The 22299-nt window shown below is 69.4% G+C and carries 19 protein-coding genes and 2 pseudogenes; 10 read left to right on the top strand and 11 right to left on the bottom strand.

From position 1 onward, the window contains the following. Positions 1-254: pseudogene (locus CVV68_RS21175) on the bottom strand (transglycosylase domain-containing protein); the annotation flags it as partial. A gap of 292 nt (positions 255-546) precedes the next feature. Here CVV68_RS21175 and CVV68_RS21170 point away from each other — a divergent pair. The 3 genes from CVV68_RS21170 (at position 547) to CVV68_RS21160 (ending at position 3969) form a co-directional block, all read left to right on the top strand. Then, entirely contained in the window at positions 547-1167 is a 621-nt protein-coding gene (locus CVV68_RS21170; RefSeq protein ID WP_110502974.1) for an L-threonylcarbamoyladenylate synthase, read from the top strand. Between the two features lie 91 nt (positions 1168-1258). Next, on the top strand, positions 1259-2923 hold the full coding sequence (locus tag CVV68_RS21165) for an FG-GAP-like repeat-containing protein (protein WP_170133283.1): 1665 nt from the start codon (positions 1259-1261) through the stop codon (positions 2921-2923). Between the two features lie 125 nt (positions 2924-3048). Further along, positions 3049-3969, top strand: a complete 921-nt coding sequence (locus CVV68_RS21160; RefSeq protein WP_110502973.1) for a glycoside hydrolase family 25 domain-containing protein — start codon at positions 3049-3051, stop codon at positions 3967-3969. Positions 3970-4040: 71 nt separating this feature from the next. Here the strand turns inward: CVV68_RS21160 and CVV68_RS21155 are convergent. Further along, positions 4041-4951 (bottom strand): annotated as a pseudogene (locus tag CVV68_RS21155) (aldo/keto reductase). 178 nt (positions 4952-5129) lie between these two features. Here CVV68_RS21155 and CVV68_RS21150 point away from each other — a divergent pair. Genes CVV68_RS21150 through CVV68_RS21140 form a run of 3 tightly spaced genes read left to right on the top strand, consistent with a single transcriptional unit; the run spans position 5130 to position 6837 of the window. Continuing rightward, entirely contained in the window at positions 5130-5690 is a 561-nt protein-coding gene (locus CVV68_RS21150; protein WP_110502972.1) for a Dps family protein, read from the top strand. Positions 5691-5701: 11 nt separating this feature from the next. Continuing rightward, positions 5702-6532: an SDR family oxidoreductase gene (locus CVV68_RS21145; protein ID WP_110502971.1), complete on the top strand. Its 831-nt coding sequence runs from the start codon at positions 5702-5704 to the stop codon at positions 6530-6532. Continuing rightward, positions 6529-6837 carry a protease inhibitor I42 family protein gene (locus tag CVV68_RS21140; protein WP_110502970.1) on the top strand — a complete coding sequence of 103 codons (309 nt, stop codon included), beginning with the start codon at positions 6529-6531 and terminating at the stop codon, positions 6835-6837. The genes CVV68_RS21145 and CVV68_RS21140 overlap by 4 nt, the downstream gene beginning before the upstream one ends. On the opposite strand, the gene hrpB is transcribed toward CVV68_RS21140, so the two are convergent. From hrpB to CVV68_RS21115, 5 genes are read right to left on the bottom strand one after another with little or no spacing between them, the layout of a single operon-like run. Further along, positions 6821-9442 carry an ATP-dependent helicase HrpB gene (gene hrpB / locus CVV68_RS21135; protein WP_110502969.1) on the bottom strand — a complete coding sequence of 874 codons (2622 nt, stop codon included), beginning with the start codon at positions 9440-9442 and terminating at the stop codon, positions 6821-6823. The genes CVV68_RS21140 and hrpB overlap by 17 nt on opposite strands. A 5-nt stretch (positions 9443-9447) precedes the next feature. Then, positions 9448-9771 (bottom strand): putative quinol monooxygenase, encoded by a 324-nt coding sequence (locus tag CVV68_RS21130; protein WP_110502968.1) that lies wholly within the window; start codon positions 9769-9771, stop codon positions 9448-9450. A gap of 35 nt (positions 9772-9806) precedes the next feature. After that, positions 9807-10475 (bottom strand): MBL fold metallo-hydrolase, encoded by a 669-nt coding sequence (locus CVV68_RS21125; RefSeq protein ID WP_110502967.1) that lies wholly within the window; start codon positions 10473-10475, stop codon positions 9807-9809. 35 nt (positions 10476-10510) lie between these two features. Next, positions 10511-11749 carry an ROK family transcriptional regulator gene (locus CVV68_RS21120; RefSeq protein WP_245933706.1) on the bottom strand — a complete coding sequence of 413 codons (1239 nt, stop codon included), beginning with the start codon at positions 11747-11749 and terminating at the stop codon, positions 10511-10513. 4 nt (positions 11750-11753) lie between these two features. Beyond that, positions 11754-13052, bottom strand: coding sequence for a D-arabinono-1,4-lactone oxidase (locus CVV68_RS21115; protein ID WP_110502978.1), 1299 nt, complete (start codon positions 13050-13052; stop codon positions 11754-11756). Positions 13053-13247: 195 nt separating this feature from the next. Between CVV68_RS21115 and xylA the strand changes: the two genes are divergently transcribed. Together xylA and xylB are read left to right on the top strand one after the other, a co-directional pair. Then, the gene (gene xylA / locus CVV68_RS21110; protein WP_110502965.1) at positions 13248-14438 is read left to right on the top strand and encodes a xylose isomerase; all 1191 of its coding nucleotides are present in this window, start codon (positions 13248-13250) and stop codon (positions 14436-14438) included. A gap of 4 nt (positions 14439-14442) precedes the next feature. Next, positions 14443-15924 (top strand): xylulokinase, encoded by a 1482-nt coding sequence (xylB, locus tag CVV68_RS21105; RefSeq protein ID WP_110502964.1) that lies wholly within the window; start codon positions 14443-14445, stop codon positions 15922-15924. Here the strand turns inward: xylB and CVV68_RS21100 are convergent. The 3 genes from CVV68_RS21100 to CVV68_RS21090 all read right to left on the bottom strand — a co-directional run bounded on the left by CVV68_RS21100 (position 15921) and on the right by CVV68_RS21090 (position 19148). Next, positions 15921-16769 carry an ABC transporter permease gene (locus CVV68_RS21100; RefSeq protein WP_281268318.1) on the bottom strand — a complete coding sequence of 283 codons (849 nt, stop codon included), beginning with the start codon at positions 16767-16769 and terminating at the stop codon, positions 15921-15923. The two genes, xylB and CVV68_RS21100, sit on opposite strands and share 4 nt — an antisense overlap. Continuing rightward, positions 16759-17787: an ABC transporter ATP-binding protein gene (locus CVV68_RS21095; protein ID WP_245933707.1), complete on the bottom strand. Its 1029-nt coding sequence runs from the start codon at positions 17785-17787 to the stop codon at positions 16759-16761. Before CVV68_RS21095 ends, CVV68_RS21100 begins: the two co-directional genes overlap by 11 nt. A gap of 80 nt (positions 17788-17867) precedes the next feature. Next, complete coding sequence (locus CVV68_RS21090; protein WP_245933705.1) at positions 17868-19148, bottom strand: LolA family protein; 1281 nt, start codon at positions 19146-19148, stop codon at positions 17868-17870. A gap of 102 nt (positions 19149-19250) precedes the next feature. On the opposite strand from CVV68_RS21090, the gene CVV68_RS21085 reads away from it, so the two are divergent. Continuing rightward, positions 19251-20003: a glycosyltransferase family 2 protein gene (locus tag CVV68_RS21085; RefSeq protein ID WP_245933704.1), complete on the top strand. Its 753-nt coding sequence runs from the start codon at positions 19251-19253 to the stop codon at positions 20001-20003. Between the two features lie 18 nt (positions 20004-20021). Here CVV68_RS21085 and CVV68_RS21080 read toward each other — a convergent pair whose 3' ends face one another. Further along, complete coding sequence (locus CVV68_RS21080) at positions 20022-21341, bottom strand: alpha/beta fold hydrolase (RefSeq protein WP_306415718.1); 1320 nt, start codon at positions 21339-21341, stop codon at positions 20022-20024. A 133-nt stretch (positions 21342-21474) separates the two neighbouring features. Here CVV68_RS21080 and CVV68_RS21075 point away from each other — a divergent pair, with 133 nt between their 5' ends. Then, entirely contained in the window at positions 21475-21744 is a 270-nt protein-coding gene (locus CVV68_RS21075) for a GlsB/YeaQ/YmgE family stress response membrane protein (RefSeq protein ID WP_110502961.1), read from the top strand. Positions 21745-22299 lie beyond the last annotated feature (555 nt).

Here is a 22299-nt window from a genome sequence, read left to right as displayed (position 1 = left end):
ACGGCCTGGCGGTCCTGCTCGTAAAACCTGGCGATCGTGGAGCCGTCACTGGCCAGCACGGTGGTGGCCTGGGCGGGGCTGTTGAGTTTGAGCGTGCCCGGGTTCGTGTCCAGGAAGGAATTGGTGCCCGACACGGCGGCGGTGGCAACTGCCCCTGCCGGAACCAGCAGTGCGGCGACCAGGACCCCGGCCACTGCGCACACGACAAAGAGCTTGAGCAGGTTTCCCACGGCCGTGCCGCTGTCGCGCCACATCGAAACGGTTCCTGGTCCTTGCTTTCCTCTGGGCATGCGGGGAAGGCCTTCCTGTGCTGAAATGGCTGTGCTGCGAAATGGCTATGCTGTGAAGTTTTGCTGTACCGGTGCTTGTGTCACTGCGATGGCGTGTGCCATGGCGTGACGTATGCCATGGCGTGACAAGGCTGCGGCATCCGAAGCGACGCCACATTCCAGTGTGCACCCCTTTCGTGGGAATTTCCTGAACGTGCCGGCAACATTCGGCGCCCAATCCGTGCACCCGTGAACTGCCCGACGTAAGCTTTCGTTCATGGCCAAATTCTTCGACATCCACCCGGACGACCCCCAGCCCCGCGCCGTGGCCCAGGTGGTCGCGCTGCTCAAGTCAGGCGGACTGATCGCCTACCCCACGGACTCCTGCTACGCGTTGGGCGCACAAATCGGCAACCGCGAAGCCCTGGACCGGATCCGCGCCATCCGTCATCTGGACAGCAAGCACCACTTCACGCTGGTGTGCAAGGACTTTGCCCAGCTGGGGCAGTTCGTCATGGTGGACAATGACATTTTCCGCACCATCAAGGCCGTCACACCGGGGCCTTACACCTTCATCCTGCCGGCCACCAAGGAGGTGCCGCGCCGCATGGCCCACCCCAAGAAGAAGACAGTGGGCGTGCGAATCCCGAACAGCCGCCTGATCCATGCCATCCTCGAGGAGTTGGGTGAGCCGCTGCTCTCGAGCACGCTGTTGCTGCCGGATGAGGAGGAACCGTTGACCCAGGGCTGGGAAATCAAGGAGACGCTGGACCATGTGGTGGACGCCGTCATCGACTCCGGCGACGTCGGCGCGGAGCCCACCACGGTGGTGGACTTTTCCAGCGGCTACGCCGAAGTGGTCCGGCACGGCATGGGGGACGCCTCACGCTTCGAATAGCCCCCAACAATACCCGCCGGTACTCTGGCGGGGTCTTCCCCGCGGTGCTTGACTTGGTGCTACCCGCACTTCGTGGAAGGGGTCACCGAAGATGATCACCCGTCCTGGCCGCCGCCGTCCCGGACTGTCCCGCCGTCCCGGACAACCCTGCGGGCGCCGTGGTCCGCGACGCCTGTTCCGGCTCGCGCTGGGCATGGCATGCTCCGCCGCGCTGGTGCTTGGCCTGTTGCTTTCCGCCGTGGTTTCGGCGTCGCCGGCACAGGCGGCCACCCTGTCCGGCAACGATATTTCCTGGCCGCAATGCCCGACGGCGGTGGGCGGCTACGGACTTCCCCTTCCGCAGGCGTCGGCCCGGTTCGCCGTCATCGGACTGACCAAGGGCCTGCCGTTCACCGCCAATCCCTGCCTGGCCAGCCAGACCGGGTGGGCATCGGCCGCGCACGTGCCGGTCCACGGCTACGCCATGGCGGCCTTCCCCACTGCCACCCAGCTCGCCGGCTACAAGACCAGGGGTCCGTGGTCCGCAGGCACCCGGGCCGGGCAGCTCTCCAATGTGGGCTACGCCGAGGCGACGGCTGCCGTGGCTGTCATGGCGGGGTCCGGGTTCCGGCCGCCGGTGGTGTGGATTGACGTCGAGCCGCGTGCGGCGCAGCCCTGGCCGACGGCGACTGCAGCCCAGCAGCGGGAGAACCGGCTGGTGGTGGAGGGCCTGATGCGCGGACTGCACGATGCCGGCTTTGCCTACGGGCTGTATTCCTTTGCCTCGGGCTGGGCTTCCATTACCGGGTCCTGGCAGCTGCCCGGCGTCCCCGTCTGGGCCACCGCGGGGCGGCTGGACTACCCCACCGAAGCCCTCGACATGTGCACCAGGGCCGGCTTCTCCGGCGGGCACGTGTACCTCTCCCAGTGGTACGACGACGTCCGCGACTACGACATCACCTGCAGTCCGTACGCCTTTACGGCCCTGGCCATGCCGGGATCCTCGCTGTCCGGCTCCACCGGAGACTTCAACGGGGACTGGAACAACGACCTACTGGCCCGCGTCGGCTCCACCGGCGCATTGCGCCTGTACCCGGGCAACGGCCGGGGCGCCTTCACCGGCGGAACGACGATCGGCAGCGGGTGGCAGGGCATGAGTGCCCTTGACGCCGTGGGTGACTTCAATGGCGACGGCCGGGCCGACGTGCTGGCGCGGGAAAAGTCGACCGGCTATATGTGGCTCTACCCCGGCACCGGCCGCGGCGGCTGGCTCCCGCGGGTGAAGGTGGGCAGCGGCTGGAATGCCTTCAGCGCCATCCTGGGTCCCGGTGACTTCAACGGCGACCAAAAGGTCGACGTGCTGGCCCGCGACGCGGCCGGCTACCTGTGGCTCTATCCGGGCAGCGGCCGCGGCGGCTGGCTGCCGCGCGTGAAGGTCGGCTCGGGGTGGGGCGCGTTCAACGCAGTCCTGGGGCCCGGCGACATCAACGGCGACGGCACCGCCGACATCCTGGCCAGGGAATCCGCCACCGGCGCACTGTGGCTGTATCCGGGCAGCGGCCATGGCGGCTGGCTGCCCCGGGTCAAGGTCGGCATCGGCTGGAATTCCATGACCGCTCTGGCCTCCCCCGGTGACTTCAACGGCGACCGGACCCCGGATGTCCTCGCCCAGGACACCGCCGGCAGCCTCTGGCTTTATGCGCGCAGCGGCAACAACGCCTGGTACCCGCGCACCCAGGTCGGGTGGGCATGGAACTCAATCAACGCCATTTTCTAGGTCGATGGGCCGGGCCGCAGCCCGGGCCCGTCGCCCTGGACGCGCCCCCGCGGTTTCGTTAGCGTGGAGCAGGCGCTTCCCCTTCACCCGGCGCCGGGGATCAAGCAGTCGGAACGGAGCTGGAGATGGTTGTCAAGACCCGAGGTCGGGGTGGTTGGGCCCGGCCCGGGCGGTCCGCCACGTTGCGGGTAGCACGGGCCCTTGCGGCAGCGGTCGTCTGCGCCGCAGTGGTGACCGGGTGCGGGCCAGCACCGGAGGTATCCTCCGGGCCGGCGCGAACCCAAGCGGCACAGACGGCCGCCCACCCGGGCAACGACATTTCCTGGCCGCAATGTTCGAACGCGGCGGGAGGGTACGGACTTCCCCTCCCACCTGATTCCGCAGGGTTCACCGTCATTGGCCTGACAAATGGCCTGCCGTTCACGCTCAATCCGTGCCTGGCACCGCAGCTCACCTGGGCCTCGAACGCCAATGTGCCGACCCACGCGTACGCGATGGCCGCCTACCCCACGGCCGCCCAGCTGCGAAGCCACGGCGCCGGCGGCCCATGGTCCCCGGCCACCCGGGATGGACAATTGTCCAATGCCGGCTTCGCCGAGGCCACCGCCGCCGTGGCTGCCATGGCCAAGTCCGGCATTCTGCCGGGCGTGGTGTGGATTGACGTGGAGCCGCACAAGCCGCAACCGTGGCCGACGTCGACCGCGGCCCGGCAGCGGGAGAACCGGCTGGTGCTTGCGGGACTGATGCAAGGGCTGCACGACGCCGGACTTGCCTACGGACTGTACTCCTTCGCCTCCGCCTGGGCCGACATCACCGGGGGCTGGCAGCTGCCCGGCATCCCTGTCTGGGCCACCGCCGGCAAGGACTCCCCCGCCCAGGCCAGGGCCAAATGCACGAAGCCTGGTTTCTCCGGCGGGCATGTATACCTTGCGCAATGGTACAACGACGTCCGCGACTACGACATCACCTGTGTCCCGTACACGTTCACGCCGCTGGCCATCCCGGAGCCGCCGACCCCGGGGCCACGGCGCGCTGCAGCGTTCTGAACACTGCAGCCCCCTGAGCACGGCCGCTTTCCGGGCACGGCGTCCCAGGCGCCGTCGTCCGGCCCGGCCGTCTAGGGCAGTGCGTGCCCCCGCGCGGCCGTCCACAAGGCGTACCAGTCGGTGCGCGTCATCGCGGCGGCCACGTCCGGCGCGCCGGCGCAGGCGCCAATCCGCGCCACGCTGGTGGTGCCGATGACCGGGGAGATCCGGGACGGGTGGCGCATGAGCCAGCCCAGGACAATGGCCTCCGGGGTCGCTGCGTACGTGTCCGCCAGCGTGACAACCAGCCTGGCGGCGTCGCCGACTGCCACCGGATCCACTGCCCGGCCGGTATACCGTCCCTGCGCCAAGGAGCCGTAGGCCTGCAGTTCGATCCCGTGGGTGGCCGCGTGTTCAAGTGTGCCGTGGGGAAGCCGGCGCCGCCGTCGTCGTCGCGGTTGACCAGCACGGAGCTTTCAACCCAGGCGCGCCGCCCCAGGCTCATCTCCAGCTGGTCGGCCACGATGGGCGTCTCCAGCCGGTCCTGCAGATAGGCGATTTGGGCCCCAGACATGTTCGAGACCCCGAGGGCCCGCACCTTGCCTTCGGCCATGAGCTGCCCGACGGCGGCGGCCGCCTCCCGCACGTCCATGAGAGGGTCTGGGCGGTGCAGCAGCAGCGTGTCGACGTAGCCGGTGCGCAGTCGCTGCAGGCTGCCGTTGACCGCTTCAAGGATGTGCTCGGCACTGAAGTCATACCGGCCGGGCAGTCCGTTGCCGGCCTGCCGGATGCCGCATTTGGTCTGCAGCAGGATGTTCCCGCGCAGCCCGGGGCTGGTGGCCAGAACCTCCCCAAACACGGATTCGGACTTGCCCCGGCGATAGATGTCGGCGTGGTCGAAGAGAGTGACGCCGGCACTTCGGGCCGCCTCGATGGCGGCCGCGGCCTGGTCGACGTCGACCGCCAGGTACGGGGCATGGTCCCAGGAGCCACCGAGCCCCATGCAACCGTAGATCAGCCTCTGCGGAGAAAATTCGCGTGCGGGGTCCATGGCACCACCATGCCACGCCGGGCCGCATTTGCCCTAGACGCGGCCCGGCGGTTTGGCTAGCGTGGAGCCAACGCCGGTGAAACGGCCGGCGCCGCCGCACATGGAAGCACGTCCACCCAAGGAGTCGCACATGGTTGTCAAGAGGACCACCCACGCCGGATACACCGTTCCCGGACTGTCACTGCAGGACGGCCACGACGTTGCGGCGATCCTGCAGCCCCGGCTGCACGCGCTCAACGACCTGGCCCTGACACTCAAGCACGCCCACTGGAACGTGGTGGGCCGCGACTTCATCGGTGTCCACAAGATGCTCGATCCGCAGGTCCTGCAGGTCCGGGACATGATCGATGAGACGGCCGAGCGCATTGCCACGCTGGGCGTCCCGCCCAACGGACTGCCCGGCGCCCTGGTGGCAGCACGCAGCTGGGACGACTACGCCATTGGCCGTGCCGGCACTTCGGCCCATCTTGCCGCCCTTGACGTGGTGTACACCGGCTTCCTTAAGAGCCACCGCAAGGCCCTGGCGCAGGTTGGGGAGTTGGACCCGGTGACCGAGGACATGGTGATCAGCCAGTGTGCCGCACTTGAACAGTTCCAGTGGTTCATGCGCGCACATTTGGAGGACGACGACGGCGAACTCCTCAACTCCGGCGCCAAAACGGAGCGTTCGGCCGCCAACAAGGCCAAGTAGGGCCCGCCGCGGTGGTTGAGCCCCCTCCGGACCCCGCGCCCTCCTACCCGCGCATTGCCGTGGTCACCGGGGCCGATCGCGGCATTGGCAAGGCAACGGCACTGGCACTTGCGCGGGACGGCTTTGACGTCGGCTTCACCTGGCACGACGACGAAGCCGGCGCCGCGGACACGGCCCGGCGAATCGGGGAGCTGGGGCGCGCCGGGGCCGCCACCTGGCTAGACACCACCGAGCTGCCAAGCTGCGCCCCGGCGATCGCCTCGTTGGCCACCCAACTGGGCGGCCTGGGCGCCTTCGTCAACAATGTGGGCGTCGGGCTGAACACGTCTGTGCTGGACACTACGCTTCAGGACTGGACGCGCATCCTGGACACGAACCTCAACGGCGCCTTCCTGTGCCTGCAGGAAGCTGCCCGGCTGATGGTGGCAGGCGGAGCCGGCGGACGCATCATGGCCGTCACCAGCGTCCACGCACACCAGCCCAAATACGGCTACGGGGCCTACTGCGCCTCCAAGGCGGCCCTGGACGGACTGGTAAAGGTGCTGGCCCTTGAACTGGCCGAACACCACATCACGGTCAATGCCGTGGCCCCGGGCGAAATTGCCACGCACCTGCCCCGGGACGAAACCCGCCACGCCCACGACATCCCCCGGCCCGGCATCCCGCTGGGCCATGCCGGCCTGGCCACGGAAGTGGCCGACGTCATAGCCTTCCTCGCCTCGCCCGCGGCCGGCTACGTCACCGGCGCCAGCTGGGAGGTGGACGGCGGGATGTCACAGATGGGCGCCCAGGCCAGCTCCCTGCTGCCGGACGATGGCTGGCGGTCGGCAGCGCCGGGATGATCACTGTCCACACTGGGGAAACGTTCGCGGTGGAACTGCCCGCCACCCCGGCCACTGGCTACCAATGGCAGGCCACCGGCGTGCCCGCAGGGATGGAAGCCACCGCTGGCTCCTTCCAACCGGACGCCCGGGACGCCCGCGCGGTTCCGGCCGCCGGACGGCAGGTGTTCCATTTCAAGGCCGGCGCCCCCGGCACGTTGGAACTGCACTTTGAGCTCAAGCGGTCGTGGGAAACCGAGCCGGCCAGGCGGCACACCGAGGAGGTCCTGGTACTTCCCCAACAGGGGCTCACATCCGGCGCTTGACCTTGGCCGTGGCGGGGGCCGTCCACGGGTCTTCGGGCCACGGGTGCTTGGGATAGCGCCCGCGCATCTCGGCCCGGACCTGTGCGTACGGCCCGGACCAAAAGGAAGCAAGATCGTCGGTGACGGCCAGCGGATGCCCCGCAGGCGAGAGCAGGTGAAACAGCACGGGCATGCGGCCCCCAGCCAGGCTCGGCGTGGCAGCCCAGCCAAAGCACTCCTGCAGTTTGACGGCCACGACCGGCCGGCCGGCATCGCCCACATCCGGATAGTCGATCCGCACGTGGGAGCCGCTGGGTACCGCCAGGCGTTCCGGGGCCAGCTCCCCCAGGTGCGACGCCGCCGGCCACGGCAGGAGCCGACGCAGCGGCTCGGTAAGGGCGACCTTGGCGGCGGGCCGGCCCGCGGCGATGGCCTCGAGCTCAGGGACCAGCCAGTCCTCAAGGCGTTCCAGCAGGGCCGTGTCCGTGACGTCCGGCCAGGGTGCCCCCACCACACGGTGGAGCAGGGCCAGCCGGCGGCGCAGCGCGCCCGCCGGACCGGACCAGTCGAGCATGCCCAGCCCGGTGGCCTGCAGGGCCGCGGCCACGGCGCCACGGCCCTGTGCCGCTGTCGGCTTCACCGGCGTAGCGGAAAGCACGATGGCCCCCAGCCGCCGCTCCCGGCGCGCGGTGACCCTGCCGTTGCGGAATTCGGCGTCGACACGGTCGACCGCCAGGTGGCGGGCGGCATCCCGCGCCGTGTCCCCGCCCAGCGGCGCCGCCGACCGGATCACGGCCCCCGTCCCCGCGGCGTCCCGTCCGCGTGCGCGCGACACCTCGGCGACGGCCAGCCAGTCGTGGCCCGAGAGCGGGCTGCCGACGGGCAGTCCGGCCCTCGTGCCGGAGGTCAGGAGGTAGGCCGTGGTCCCCGGCACGTGCCGGGCCACCCTGTCCGGATAGGCCAATGCGACGATGAACCCCACCGTCTCTCCGGCCGCCATGCCGGGCGACGTGCGCACCGGGCCGGCCGCGCTTTCCCTTCGGGCAATGCCTTCCATGCGCCTGACGTCCTCGCCCCAGCGATGCGAGCCGGGGTCCCGGCCCGAGCGCAGGGATGCCGCCAGCCGTGTCAGGTCGGCCCCGGGTGCCCGGTGGTCCCCCGCCACCATGGCCACGGCCTCGGCCGCGGTCCGGGGACCCACGGCGGCAGCACCATCCAGGAGTGCACGGGCCAGGCGGGGGTCGGCCGGGACACGGGCCAGCGTCTTCCCCAGCGGCGTGGCGAACCCGTCCCCGTCCACGGCGCCGAGTTCGCGCAGCACTTCCACGGCATCGTCCATGGCGGCATGTGGCGGTGCTTCGGGCAGCGTCAGACCCCTGCCGGCAGGGGCACCCCAGCAGGCCAGCAGCAGGGCGGCCGGGGTCAGGTCGGCCACCAGGATCTCCGGGGTTTGGTGGGCCGGTGCCGCGCCAAAGGTCCTCTCTTCATAGCAACGCACCACGGTTCCCGGACCCAGCCGCGCGGCGCGGCCAGCACGCTGCACGGCAGAGGCCCGTGAGCATGAGACGGTCACCAGGCCGGACATGCCGCGCGCCGCATCGCGGCGCGGCTCGCGGGACAGGCCCGCGTCAACCACCAGCCGGACGCCGGGGACGGTCAGGGAGGATTCGGCGAGCCCGGTCGAGACGATGATCCGCGGGGCACCGCCCGCCGTCCGGCCGGACACGGCACGGTCCTGTTCCGCCGCCGACACCTGGCCGTGGAGTTCAAGCACGTCCGTGGGGCCCCCGCGAAGGCGGGCCGCGACGTAGCCGACCTCCCAGGCTCCGGGGAGGAAGACCAGCGCGTCAACGGCGGGGTCCTTCGACAGGGCCCGGGCGTGGGCCGCCACTGCGGTTTCGGCCACGTGGTCCAGGAAGGCCCGGGCCACGCCGTGTTCCTCCAGCCGCGGGCCGGGTGCCGGCGCCCAGACCGTGGCCAGGGGGAACAGCACGGACGGGCTGTCGACCACGGGTGCCGGCACGCCGTCGTCGTCCGCCAACAGGGCGGCAAAACGCGGCGCCTCCAGGGTGGCGGACATGGCGACCAGGGTCAGGTCCCCGCGCAGCTGGCGGACCTCTGCGAGCATGCCCAGCAGCAGGTCCGTCTCCAGGCCGCGCTCGTGGACCTCATCCAGCACGACGGCGGCCACCCCGTCCAGCCCGGGGTCGGACAGGAGGCGGCGGAGCAGGATGCCGGGGGTGAGGAATTCAACCAGGGTGCCCGGGCCGGTGACGCGCTCCCCGCGCACCGTATAGCCCACCCGGCTGCCCAGGCGGCTGCCGTCCAGGGAGGCAAGGCGCCGGGCCGCGGACCTGGCTGCGACACGGCGCGGCTGGGTGACGACGATGCGCTGCCCACCGCCCCGTGTCCAGTGGCTGTTCGCAGGCACGGTGTTGGCCAGCATGATGTTGGCCAGCAGCGGCGGCACCAGCGTGGTCTTGCCGGTGCCGGGCGGGGCCTGGACCACAGCCGCACCCGCCATGGTGCCGGTTTTGGGTGCGGCCAGCACGGCGGCCAGCCGGTCCAGGGAGTTGGCAAACGCCAGCCCGGACCCGAGGGCGGCAAGGTCAAAGGAGGCCGGCATGCGCCCTAGCCGATCTGCAGTTCGCCCATCTCGCCCCAGGAATCGCCGTCGACCTTGCGGGAAACAATCCTGGGCGTGGCGAGCAGTGCCGGGCGCATCGCGTCCAGCCCGGCCTTAAAGTGGGCACTTTTGACGTGGGTGCCGGCGGCGTCGTCGTCCAGGAAGGCCTCCACCAGGATGAACTCACCCGGATTTTCCACGCTGCGCGACCAGTCAAACCAGAGGTTGCCGGGCTCTTCGCGGGTGGCCGCCGTGAACGGGCCCACCAGCTCCATGAACTGATCGGTGTAGTCGGGCTTCGTCTGGAATTTCACAACAATGAAGTACATGCCCCCAGCTTAGGCGAACTGCGCGGACGGACCATCTACCAGCCGCGCCCGCGCCACACGGGAAGGGCCGGCCGTTCGGCGCCAAGCGTGGTGGCGTCGCCGTGGCCGGGCAGGACCACGGCGTCGTCGCCGTAGACAGCGAAGAGGCGTTCCTCGACGTCGTTGAGCAGGGAGGTGAAGCGTTGGGGGTCCTTGTCCGTGTTGCCGACCCCGCCCGGGAACAGCGAATCGCCGCTGAAGATCACCGTGGCGCCGCCGTCCTCGAGCACATAGGCGGTGGAGCCGGGCGTGTGCCCGCGCAGGTGGACGGCGTGCAGTTTGATTCCGCCCACCTCGAGCTCGTCGCCCTGGTCCAGCAGGCGGTCCGGGGCCACGCCGGTGCCGGCCTCAATGCCGACGGCATCGTCGCGGCCGGCGGCGGTGGGCACGCCGGCCTGGTGGACCAGGTCCGCCAGCGCCCGCACGTGGTCCCAGTGCTGGTGGGTGGTGGCGACCAGCTGCAGGGACGTGCCCGCCGGCGCGTCGCCGGCCGCCGATTCAATCAGCCGGTTGATGGCCGGCAGCTCGTCGGCCGCGTCGATCAGGACCTGTGCACCAGTCTGCCTGTGCGTAATGAGGTACACGTTGTTGCCCATCCCGGACACCACCGTGCGGCGGATGGTGACGGCGGGCAGCTCGCGGATGAGTGGGGAGTTGAAGGTCATGCACCCAGCCTACCCAGCCGTCCCGCCGGTCCGGATCAGGAGGGGCGGGCGAAGGCGGCCGGGTCGGCCAGGAGCGGGGCGAAGGCGGCCGGGTCGGCCAGGAGCGGGGCGAAGGCCAGCTCGGCGGCAGCGACCATCATGAGGTCGGCGCCGAGGGTGGCGGCGCTGATCCGCACCTGGGCGGCGGGCTCGGCCAGGGCCTGTGCCGACACCCCGGCGGCCAGGACGCCGGGGGCTGCGGCGTCCAGGGCTGCCAGGAAGCCGTTGAGCACAATGGCTTCGGGGTTGAAGACGTTGACCACGGTCCGCAGTGCGACCGCCAGAAAAGCCAATTGACGGCGGACTTCGGCCGCAACCTCCGGGTCCCGGCTGGCAGCCAGGGAGGCCGCCAGCCCGCCGGGCTCCCCGTCGTCGAGCATTACCAACCGCAGCAGCGGCTCCTGCCGGACCTCGGTCTCCAGACAGCCGCGCGCGCCGCAATGGCAGGTGGCGCCGTCGCTGCGCACCAGGGTGTGGCCCAGTTCGCCCGCGTAGCCGCAGTGTCCCGCCAGCAGCCGCCCCTCAGTGATAATGCCGCCGCCAATGCCGCTGGCGCCGCCGTTGAGGTACACCACGTCACGGGCACCGGCAGCGGCACCAAACGTCATTTCCGCCTCCGCGGCAATCGAAGCGTCATTGGAGACGGTGACCGCATATCCCGTGGCCGCCGCCAGCATCTGCGCGAGGGGTTCGTTGTGCCAGCCCAGGTGCGGGGCGTGGCGGACCAGGCCGTCGGCGGCGCTGACCAGGCCCGGGACGGCCACGCCGATCCCCACCACCCGGAACCCGGAATTCAGTTCGCCCCGCATGCCGTCAATAACGGCGGCGGCAATGTTCACTGCCTCCGCCGCCGTGGGGATGCGTTCAGTCTTGTACCGGATCTTCTTGATGACCCGACCGCCCAGGCCCACCAGCCCGATCGTGACGGCGTCGACCTCCGGATTGACGGCCAGCGCCACCACGGCCCGGTCCGGTCTGACCTCGGGACTGGGACGGCCCACCTGCGCCCCGGCGGCCGGTGCCGCCTCCACCACGAGGCCCCCGGCCACGAGCTGGCTGACGAGGACGCTGACGGTGGAGCGGTTCAGGCCCGTCAGCTTCGTCAGCCGGGCACGGCTGAGCACCCCGTGCCGGTGCACCAGCGTCAGCAGGCGGGACAGGCTGGAGGAACGGGACAACTCCGCCGGTGCGTCAGGTGTGTCAGGTGTGTCAGGGGCGTCAGGGGATGAGGTCACGGCACTATCCTGCCGCATGGGACGGGCCGGTCCCGGCGAAGACTGTCTGCTCCAGGAAACCGTTGCGGAACTTGCCGACCGGGTCCAGACTGCGCGCCAGCGCCGTAAAATCGGCGAACCGGGGGTAAAGCGGTGCCAGTTCCGCGGCACCGGCGCTGAACACCTTGCCCCAGTGCGGCCTGGCGCGAAACGGTGCCAGCGCCTCCTCGACGACGCGCACTGCGCCCGCCACGGCTGCCGGGTCCCGGAACCACGTGAAGTGGAATGCCACACTGTCCCGGCCGTAGGCGGTGCTCAGCCAGAGGTCGTCGGCGGCAATGGTGCGGATCTCGGCCACCTGCAGCAGCGGCGAAAATTCCTCCGAGCGGGCGCGCAGGGCGCTAACGGCGGCGGCGGCATGCTCACGGCCAATGAGCCATTCGGACTGGATCTCGGCACCGCTGCTGGGCAGGTAGTCCATGCGGAAATGGGCCAGCCGGTTTTCCCAGGGGCCCGAGGCGCCCAGCTGCTCGGTGCAGTTCAGGGCCGGCACGCCCGGCACCGGGTGGACGGCTTCCGTGGCGGCCCTGCCGCCCAGGAGCGACGCCGGGAATTCCGCTGCCCGCCCATCCCCCAGCCGCTGCTTGAACCACGCCTGGCCAATGGCGCCGGCGGCAAAGTTCGTGAACAGGCTGACCGAGTAGGCCCGCCCGGTGACCGCACCGAAGTCAGCCAGCACCGCGTCCCACGGCAGTTCAAGGTAGACGTGCTGCGCCACCTCAAAGGCCGGCTCGATCGCGAGCGTCACCTCGGTGACGATCCCGAGTGCCCCGAGCCCCACCACGTAACCGGCGAAGTCCTCCGTGCCGGCGCGGCTGAGCGTGCGGATGTTGCCCTCCGCGTCGACGAGGCGCAGTCCAGTGACGGCGGCCGCCAGGTTGGGATTGCCGTCGCCGGAGCCGTGGGTCGCCGTGGCGATGGCCCCGGCCACCGAAATGTGCGGCAGGGAGGCCAGGTTGTGCAAGGCAAACCCCTGCCGGGCCAGCTCCTTGGCCAGCACGCCGTACCGGGTGCCGCCGCCGACGGTGGCCGTCATGGCCCCGGTGTCAATGCGGATGTCCGCGGCCACGCTGTCCAGGGATACGAGGACGTCGGAGTCGGCAAGGGCGTTGAAGGAGTGGCGTGAGCCCAGGGCCCGCACGGAGCCGGACCCGGCAACCAGCGATCTCAGTTCCCCTTCCGTGCGCGGGTGGTGGACCGCGGCGGCCCCGTAGCTGTAGTTCCCTGCCCAATTCATTTCTGCCGTCGGGTTGTGCTCGGGCATGTCTGGTTCCTTTGACTGCTGGCCGGTTTGATGTTGAACACAACATAACAGCTGCAGGCCCTCAAAGACCAGCATTTGCCAGGCATTCCACTGCCCGTGGCCAAATCCCGGAAAACGGTTGACATTCGCCAAAAACCACATAAGTTTGATTCCACAACATATTAGTTTGTGAACCACGACACCTTGGAGACAACCATGGCACTGGAACCCACCCGCGACGACAAGTTTTCCTTCGGCCTGTGGACCGTGGGCTGGCAGGCGCAGGACCAGTTCGGCTCCCCCACCCGTCCGCCGCTGGACACCGTGGAGGCAGTCAACCGGCTCAGCGATCTGGGCGCCTACGGCCTGACGTTCCACGACAACGACCTGTTCCCCTTTGATGCCACCGCCACCGAACGGCGCGCGGAGATTGACCGGCTTAAGGGCGCACTGGACTCCACCGGCATGATCGTGCCCATGGTCACCACCAACCTGTTCAGCCACCCGGTGTTCAAGGACGGCGGCTTCACCAGCAATGACCGGGGCGTGCGGCGCTTCGCCCTGCGCAAGGTCCTTGAAAACCTTGACCTGGCCGCCGAGCTGGGCGCAAAGACGTTTGTCATGTGGGGCGGGCGTGAGGGCAGCGAATACGACGCCGCCAAGGACATCCGCGGCGCCTTGGAGCGGTACCGCGAGGCTGTGAACCTGCTGGGCGACTACGTCACCGACAAGGGCTATGACATCCGCTTCGCCATCGAGCCCAAGCCCAACGAACCCCGGGGCGACATTCTGCTGCCCACACTGGGCCACGCGCTGGCGTTTATCGAAACGCTGGAACGCCCTGAGCTGGTGGGCATCAACCCGGAAACGGGCCACGAGCAGATGGCCGGGCTGAACTTCACCCACGGCATCGCCCAAGCCCTGTACCAGGGCAAGCTGTTCCACATTGACCTTAACGGCCAGCGCTCCATCAAGTTCGACCAGGACCTGGCGTTTGGCCACGGCGACCTGCAAAACGCGTTTTCGCTGGTGGACCTGCTGGAAAACGGCGGCCCCAACGGCGGCCCGTCCTACACCGGCCCGCGCCACTTTGACTACAAGCCCTCCCGCACGGAGGACATCAACGGGGTCTGGGATTCGGCGGCCGCCAATATGCGCACCTACCTGCTGCTCAAGGAGCGCGCCACCGCGTTCCGCGCCGATCCCGAGGTCCAGGCCGCGCTCGCGGTGTCCCTCGTCGAGGAGATCAACCAGCCCACCCTGAACCCGGGCGAGGGCTACGCCGAACTGCGCGCGGACAAGTCCGCCTATGAAGAGTTCGACGCCGACGCCTACTTTGGCGGCAAGGGCTTTGGCTTCGTCAAGCTCCAGCAGCTCTTCATCGAGCACCTGCTCGGGGCACGGTAGCCCCATGGCGCTCGTTGCCGGGGTTGATTCCTCCACCCAGAGCTGCAAGGTAGTGGTCGTCGACACCGGCACCGGGCGCACCGTGCGCACGGGCAGTGCCCCGCACCCGGTGGGGACGGAAGTGGATCCTTCCGCCTGGTGGGATGCCGTGCTCGCCGCCCTGCACGACGCCGGCGGGCTGGCCGAAGTTGCGGCCCTCGCCGTCGCGGGGCAGCAACACGGCATGGTCCTCCTCGACTCTTCCGGGGAGGTGGTCCGCCCGGCACTGCTGTGGAACGACACCCGCTCCGCCGCGGCCGCCGGGGACCTGGTGGCCGAACTGGGCGCCGCCGAGCTTGCCCGCCGCTGCGGTTCGGTGCCCGTCGCGTCCCTTACCATCACCAAGCTGCGCTGGCTGCGCAACAACGAGCCGGAGAACGCGGCCAGGGTGGCGGCCGTGGCACTCCCCCACGACTGGCTCTCCTGGCGGCTGCGGGGTTACGGCCCCGCCGGGCAAGGCCCGCTGGGCCCGGATCTGGAGCAGCTCGTGACCGACAGATCGGACGCCAGCGGCACCGGTTATTGGTCCCCCGGCAGCGGATCCTACGACCTGGGGCTGTTCGAGGCAGCTCTGGGCCGCCCCGCCCGGGAAGCCGGCACCCCGGGAAGGACCCCGGGCCTTGCCGTCCTGCCCCGCGTCGCCTGCCCGTCGGAACCGGTGGGCACGCTCCACCCGGACCTTGTTCCGGGGGTGGCAGCCCGCCAGGTCAAGCTCGGCGCCGGCGCGGGCGACAACGCGGCCGCTGCGCTCGGCCTGGGTGCGGACAAGGGGGATGTGGTGGTGTCCATCGGCACCAGCGGCACCGTCTTTGCTGTCGCGGACGCCCCAGCCTGCGACCCCAGTGGCACCGTGGCCGGTTTTGCGGACGCGTCGGGCGGGTTCCTGCCCATCGCCGTCACGCTGAATGCGGCCCGTGTTATCAGCTCCGTTTCGGAATTGCTCGGCACCACGTTCGCCGAGTTTGCGGAGCTGGCGATAGCCGCCCAACCCGGCAGTGCCGGCGTCGTGCTGGTGCCGTATTTTGAGGGCGAGCGGACACCGAACCTGCCCGATGCCACAGCCAGTTTCCATGGGTTGAGCATCGCCTCCACCACGCGGGAGAACTTTGCCCGCGCCGCGATCGAGGGCATGTTGTGCGGGCTGGCGGACGGGCTAGACGCCATTGCCGGCACCGGCGCCGGAATCCAACGGGTGCTGCTCATCGGCGGGGCCGCGCAAAACCCTGCCGTGCAGGCGGTGGCCGCACAGATCTTCAACGCCCCCCTGGCCATTCCGGCACCGGGCGAGTATGTGGCGCGGGGCGCCGCGGTCCAGGCGGCATGGGCGCTCGACGGGACGCGGCCGGCCTGGCCGCTGGAAACCGCCGCGGCCCCGGTGCGCGACGTCCGGGCGGTCATCCGGGAACAGTACCGCGCGGCGCAGCGGCAAGTGGCCTCCCATAGCTAGGAGAGAATGTCCTTCGTGGTGAAGCGGCCGTAGGCCAACGCCCCAAACACCAGCAGGTAGCCCAGCTGCAACACCGCATTGTTGCCAAACGACGTCCATTCGACGGGCTGGCGCAGCAGGTCGGCAAACCCGAGCCACCAGTGGCTGAACAGCCAGGGGTGCAGCCAGGCCAGCTGCGGCAGCGCGTCAAGCACCTGTGCGGCGATGGCCAACATGATGGTGGCGGCCATGGCCCCGACGGGCACGTCGGTGAGCGTGGAAATGAACAATCCAATGGCGGCCAGTCCCAGCAGCGACACGAACACGTATGCGCCCACGAGCAGGATTCTGCCCTCGGCCGTCCACCCGTCCACAACGTCACCGGACAGCAGCGGCACCTCCCCGACGGGGAACAGGATGAGGCCCGCCGCGGTGCCAGCCAGCACGACGGCGGCGGTTGCGGCCAGGCAAAAGACGGCGGTCCCCACATACTTCACCAGCAGCAGGCGCACGCGTCCGGCCGGTGCGGCGAGCAGGTAGCGCAATGTGCCGAGCCCGGCCTCACCGGCAATGCTGTCCCCCGCAACGACGCCGACCGTCAGCGGGAAGAACAGCGGCGTGCACAGGACCAGGGCGGTCAGCACCACAAACAGGCCGTTTTCGGTAATCCTGTCCAGGAACGCCGGGCCCTGCCCGGCACGTCCGCCGTTCGTCAGCCTGACGGCGACGGCAATCAACACCGGGATGGCCGCCAGTGCACCCAGCATGGCCCAGGTGCGTCGGCGGCGGAACATGACGGACAGCTCCGAGGCAAGCAGCGGCCACGTTCTGGCCCGGCTGTCCCGGTGCGGCACTTCAATGCTCAACGTCGAACCCCTCCCCCGTCAGCTCCACAAAGCGGTCCTCGAGGCTGCCGTTTTCCATGCTGAAGCCACGCACTCGGACGCCTGCGCGGACCAGTGCGGCAACAATGTCTTCCGGTTCGGGTGCGGGCCCGGAGTCCGGTGCGGGCGGCAGCACGGCCACCACGGTTCCGCCGTCCGCACCGCCGCCGTCTGTGCCGTTGGCGTCTGTGCCGCTGGCGTCCGTGCCGCTGGCGTCCGTGCCGTAGAAGCGGGCATTCCCGGGGGCCGCCGTGCCGGGGACCAGGCCCAGCCGGTCCAGGACGCGGCGGGCGGCACCGGCGTCGGGCGTCAGGACGGTGATGCGCGGCCGGCCGGCGGCGCGCAGCCCGGCAAGTGTCCCCTGGGCCACGAGCCGGCCGGCGCGCATGACGGCAGCGTGCGTGCAGATTTGTTCCACCTCGGCCAGCAGGTGGCTGGAGACGAAGACGGTGGTGCCTTCGGCGGCAAATGAGCGGATCAGGCTGCGGACCTCACGGGTGCCCTGCGGGTCCAGGCCGTTGGTGGGCTCGTCCAGCACCAGCAGATCGCGTGGGCGCAGCAGGGCGTTGGCCAGTCCAAGGCGCTGCTTCATGCCCAGCGAATACGCCTTCACCTTTTTCGACGCCGCGTGTTGGAGCCCCACCCGGTCCAGGGCCTCCGCCACGCGGGACGCACGCGTGGAGCGGGGGGAATGGGGGTCGGCCGAGTCGAGCCGGTCCAGGTTTGCCCGGCCCGAGAGGAAGGGGTAGAACGCCGGGCCCTCAACGAGTGCGCCGACCCGGGGCAGAACGGCATCCAGGTGGCGCGGCATGGCCTGGCCCAGCACCGAGGCGGTGCCGCTGGTGGCGCTGGCCAGGCCCAGCAACATGCGGATGGTGGTCGTCTTGCCGGAGCCGTTGGGGCCGAGAAACCCAAAGACGGCCCCGGCCGGGACGGACAGGTCCAGGCCGTCCACGGCCGTTTGCCGGCCGAACCGCTTGGTCAGGCCGCGGGTTTCAATGGCCGTCGCACCCGGCCGGGCGCCTTCCTCACTGCCTGCCGGGCTGCCTGTTGCCTGGCTCCCCGTTCCAGGGCCGCCACTCACTTGGCGGCCGCGGCCTGCTGCAGTGCGGCGAGCGGGACCGCGCCGGCGTACACCCCACCGTCGGGGGCGACCAGGACGTTGAACAAGGTGGTTGAGAGCGCGTATCCGCCGGGGACGGCCTGCAGCAGCTGTGCCAGCGCCGGTGATGCCGACAGGCTGGCCGGGACCGTGCCGGCGGGCGCCTCCACGATCGTTGTCCAGCCGGTGCCCGTGGCAGTTACCTTGGGAGCTTGGTGGGCCTGGGGGGCCTTGTGCACCTGGGGGGACACTGCGTCTCTGGCCATGGGCACCGGCGCGGCCGGCCTGGCGACGGTGGCTCCCGGGGGTGGGGTAAACAGGAACGTCGATGCCGGCGGGGCCGAAAGTGACAGCTGGCTGAAGCCGAGTTCAAAGGTTGCCTTGTCCTGGCCGCGTGCCGTCACGGTCACGCGCAGCGGCAGCCCGGTGACGGCGTCGACGGCTATGGAAACTTTGCCAACAAGCGTCTGGCTGGTTCGCGGGACGAGTTCCAGATCATAGGCGGCCCGCTTGGCAACCTTAGTGTTAGGCCCGACGCTGACCTGAGTGCTGGCGTCGACGTCCTTCAGGAAATCGGCGGCGAGGGTGGCGGGGGTCTGCTCGAAGTCTCCGGGCCGGGCGATGTCCGAATGCGGCTTCGGCGTCGTTGCCGGAGCCGGTGTTTCCGTCTTCGGGGCTTCCGCCTTCGGCAGGCGCGGATTGGGCAGCGACAGTTCGGTGGCAGTGTTGGCGGCGGAGTCGTAGGCCCACACGGTGGTCCCGTGGCGGATCAAGTCGCGTTCGGCCATCTTGTCCAGGACCTGCACGCGCTGGTTCGCGGCGCCGTCCAGGTAGATGCGGACGGTGTGCGGTTCCGTCAGGAAGCCCATCAGCTGGCTGATGTTTGCCGCCGACAACGTATTCTCGGCCCCTGTGGCCGGGCTCGTGGAGGTGCTGGAAGACCCTGGCGAGCCGGGTCCCAGGTCCGGCAGTTGCGGCAGGCCCAGGCTGGCGGATTGTTCCAGCGTTCCGGACAGCTTCTGCACATGGCTTCCGGCCACCAGTGCCAGGACCTGCGCGGGAGTCTTGGCGGGGAGCTCAACCCGTGCCGTGGCCTGAACGGGCCCGGCAAGCACGGCTGCGGCGATGACCGCCGGCATGGCCGCTGCGGGCATCCACCGCTTCCATTGGCGGGTCACAACAACCCCGCCGATTCTGGCGTACGCATCCTCCCAGCTTACGCCGCCGCGGTGCCGGCGGTACTGTGAATTGGCTGGCACTTGCGTCGCCCGTGCCGCCGGCCGGGTCCGGGACGGTCCGTTGTAGGGTGGCGTCATGGCGCGCAACCGCTCAACCCGCCACCACCCCGGCAGGGCCCAGACATGACCCGCATCACCGTCGTGATTCCCTCCCGCGATGACGCACCGATGCTGGAGGCGTGCTTGGCCTGCCTCGCGGCGCAATCTCGTCCGGCGGACCAGGTCATCGTGGTGGACAACGCCAGCACCGACACCACAGCCGGGGTATGTGCGGCGGCGGGCGTCTTGCGGATCTTTTCGGCCCAGCCGGGCATTGCGCCCACCTCCGCCCACGGCTTTGACGAAGCAGGCATGGCCGGCGCTGACATCCTGGCGCGCCTGGATGCCGATTCGCGGCCGCCCGCCGACTGGCTGGCCCGGGTCGAGGCCGGCCTGAGTGGAGCCGGGCCGCTGTCCCTGGTCACCGGCCCGGGCGAGTATTACGGCGGACACAAGGTGGTGTGCTGGCTGGGGCGCACACTCTACCTGGGCGGCTATTTCCATGTGGTGGGGTTCCTGCTGGGCCACACGCCGGTCTTTGGCTCCAATTTCGCCATGACCGCCGACGTCTGGGAGCGGATCGGCCCCGGCGTGCTGCGGGGCTCGACACTGGTCCATGACGACCTCGACATTTCCTACCGGCTCCGGCCGGACATGCATGTGGTCTTTGACCCCCTGCTGCGCATGCCCGTCTCCGCCCGCCCCTTCCGTTCGTGGGGGACGCTGGGGCAGCGGCTGGCCAAGGCGTGGGACACTTTCCGCTGGGAGTTCCAGGCTGAGCCGCCCCTGCGCCGACGCCGGGAACGACGCCGGTGGGACCGGGAGCAGGGCCGCTGAGCTGCCGAGGGGGTTGCCTCATGCCGCACGGGCGAAGAGGGCGAGCAAATCGCGGCAGAGCTGGTTTGGCGATGTTTCACCCGGACTGTGGCCGGAACGGTAGACGGATAGGCTGGCCCCGATGGACGCTGCGAAAGCGGCGTGCAGGCGGGTGGGCCAGAGGTCGTGCTCACCCACGGCCACGAGCTTGGGCAGCGCAGCACCCGCCAGCACGGCGGCGAGATCCGGGCTGCGCTGCATGAGTTCCACGATGTCGCGCACGGACTGGCGGCGGGTGAGCCTGAAGCGGTCCCGGACAAAGCGCAGCCTGCCGGGCAGTACGGGGACGACATTGGCCTTGATCCCCCAAATCATCAAGGCCGCACCCGTCCGCCCGCCCGCCAAGCCTGTCAACGGACCAATCCTGCTGATGCCGCGGAAGCTTTGCCCGGCCAGCGGCGGGCAGCCCAGCAGGGTCAGGCTGGCGAACAGGCCCGGATCCGTGGCATGGGCCAGTCCGGCCACGGTGCCGGCGAAGGAATAACCCACCACATGGGCCGGGCGTCCGGAACGTGCAACGACGTCGCGCAGCACGGCCACGAGGTCGTCGGTAAACAGCCCGTAGCTGTAGTGCCGCTGCGGCGGGGCCAGGTTCTCCGGCCCGGCACCCGCGGATTCGTATTGACCGGCCAGGTCGAAACTGAGGGCGAAACAGCCCGCCGCGGCCAGAATGGGCATCATCAAGACAAAGTCTTCCTTGGAACCGGTGGCGCCGGGCACCAGGACCACGGGCGGGCCGCCCGGATCGCCCAGGGACACCACGGCCAGGGGACCGCTGGGTGCGGCAAACAGCGATCGCGTGAAACCGGGCGGAAGCTGTGACCAGTCCAAGTCCGGCAGGGCGGCATCGAGTTGTTCGGCGGAGTCCGGAACCCCGGGGAATGCCCGACCGGGATCAGGAACGGGCTGCGCACCGCCGTCGTCCGGACCCCTGCCTCCCTGCTGGCCCACAGCAGCACCTCCGCTTCCGGCGGCGAGGAATCCCATGCCGCCACCCTGCCTATAAAGGATTGTAGGCTCCTGTACTTCCTGGATTCCGGCGATCGGAAGTTTTTCCTGCCGCGAATGTTCGGTCTTGGCACTTTTCCGGCCGCACACCAGGGAGTCCACAGTGGCCCCGTGCCGCTTGGGCCGTGCAATGAGGTTGAGGCTGGCCGAGTTGGAAGGAGTCTCCCGATTCACCAGGCCCACCGCCGTCCACGCCACAAGGGCGGGCCCCCGCACTGGCGCACCCTGGGAGCCATTGATGACAGCAACCGCGCAATATTCGATGAGAAAGGCAAGTTGCAGATCGGCCACGATACTGGACTCGAGTGCCCTGCATGATTAGCGTATGACCATGGACGGTGATTCGGAACGTCGTTAAGTCACCGAACATGTCATCGAAGAATTTCGCAGTTGTACGACGACAAGATCAACATTAGGAGGAACAATGAGTTTCATCGCATGGATCATCTTGGGCCTGATCGTAGGGGCCATCGTCAAGGCAATCATGCCTGGCAAGGTTGGCGGCGGGTGGGTTACAAGCCTGATTTTGGGTGTCGTGGGCGCCATCGTCGGTGGCTGGATCGGCAACGCCGTCTTCAACAAGAACGACATGTCGTTCTGGAGCATTTGGTCCTGGATCTTCGCCATCATTGGCGGCCTGATTGTTGCCGGCGTCTACGGAGCCATCAGGGGCCGGTCCAAGACAACAGCATAGCGCGAAGGCCCCGGCAAAAAAGGGGCCCGCACTGCCTGCGAACCGCGGGCACAAGGATGGGGCCGGCCCTGCAGGGGCCGGCCCCATCTGTGTTCACAGCTCCCGCGAATGTTGGGAATGTGCTGGGGAGGCTCCCAGGCGTTTTACCGGGCCTACCGCCGCCTCATAAGAGGCTTCGTCCGGTGCCGTGACTGCGAGGTACGGGGGCCTGGCCAAGGTTCGGGATCGATACCGGCCTCTGGGCCTGGATGCCCAAGCACCGGTGCACAGCCACAGACCTTGCAGTGTCAATAATGGGGACTCATCAAGAGTGGGTATCTTCCCCGAAGCGCACGCCTTCGCTGGCCAACTCATTCGCTGGACAACTCAGGCGTGTGGCCCCGGTCACGGCTGGGGATGGCGGCTATCCCTGGACCGTCCCCGCGCCGCCCCTGCTACGGGCTTGCACCGTCCCTGCTACGGCCCCCATTTCATGGGCGTGTTCAGCGGCAAGCTGCCTGGCGAGTGCTTCGGGGAACATGGGCCGATCCATGTTCCGCCAGCGTTCGCTAAGCC

Source organism: Arthrobacter livingstonensis (assembly GCF_003219815.1).
Taxonomy (GTDB): domain Bacteria; phylum Actinomycetota; class Actinomycetes; order Actinomycetales; family Micrococcaceae; genus Specibacter; species Specibacter livingstonensis.
The sequence above is the reverse complement of the archived record's forward strand: the minus strand, read 5'-3'. Positions and strand labels throughout refer to the sequence as shown.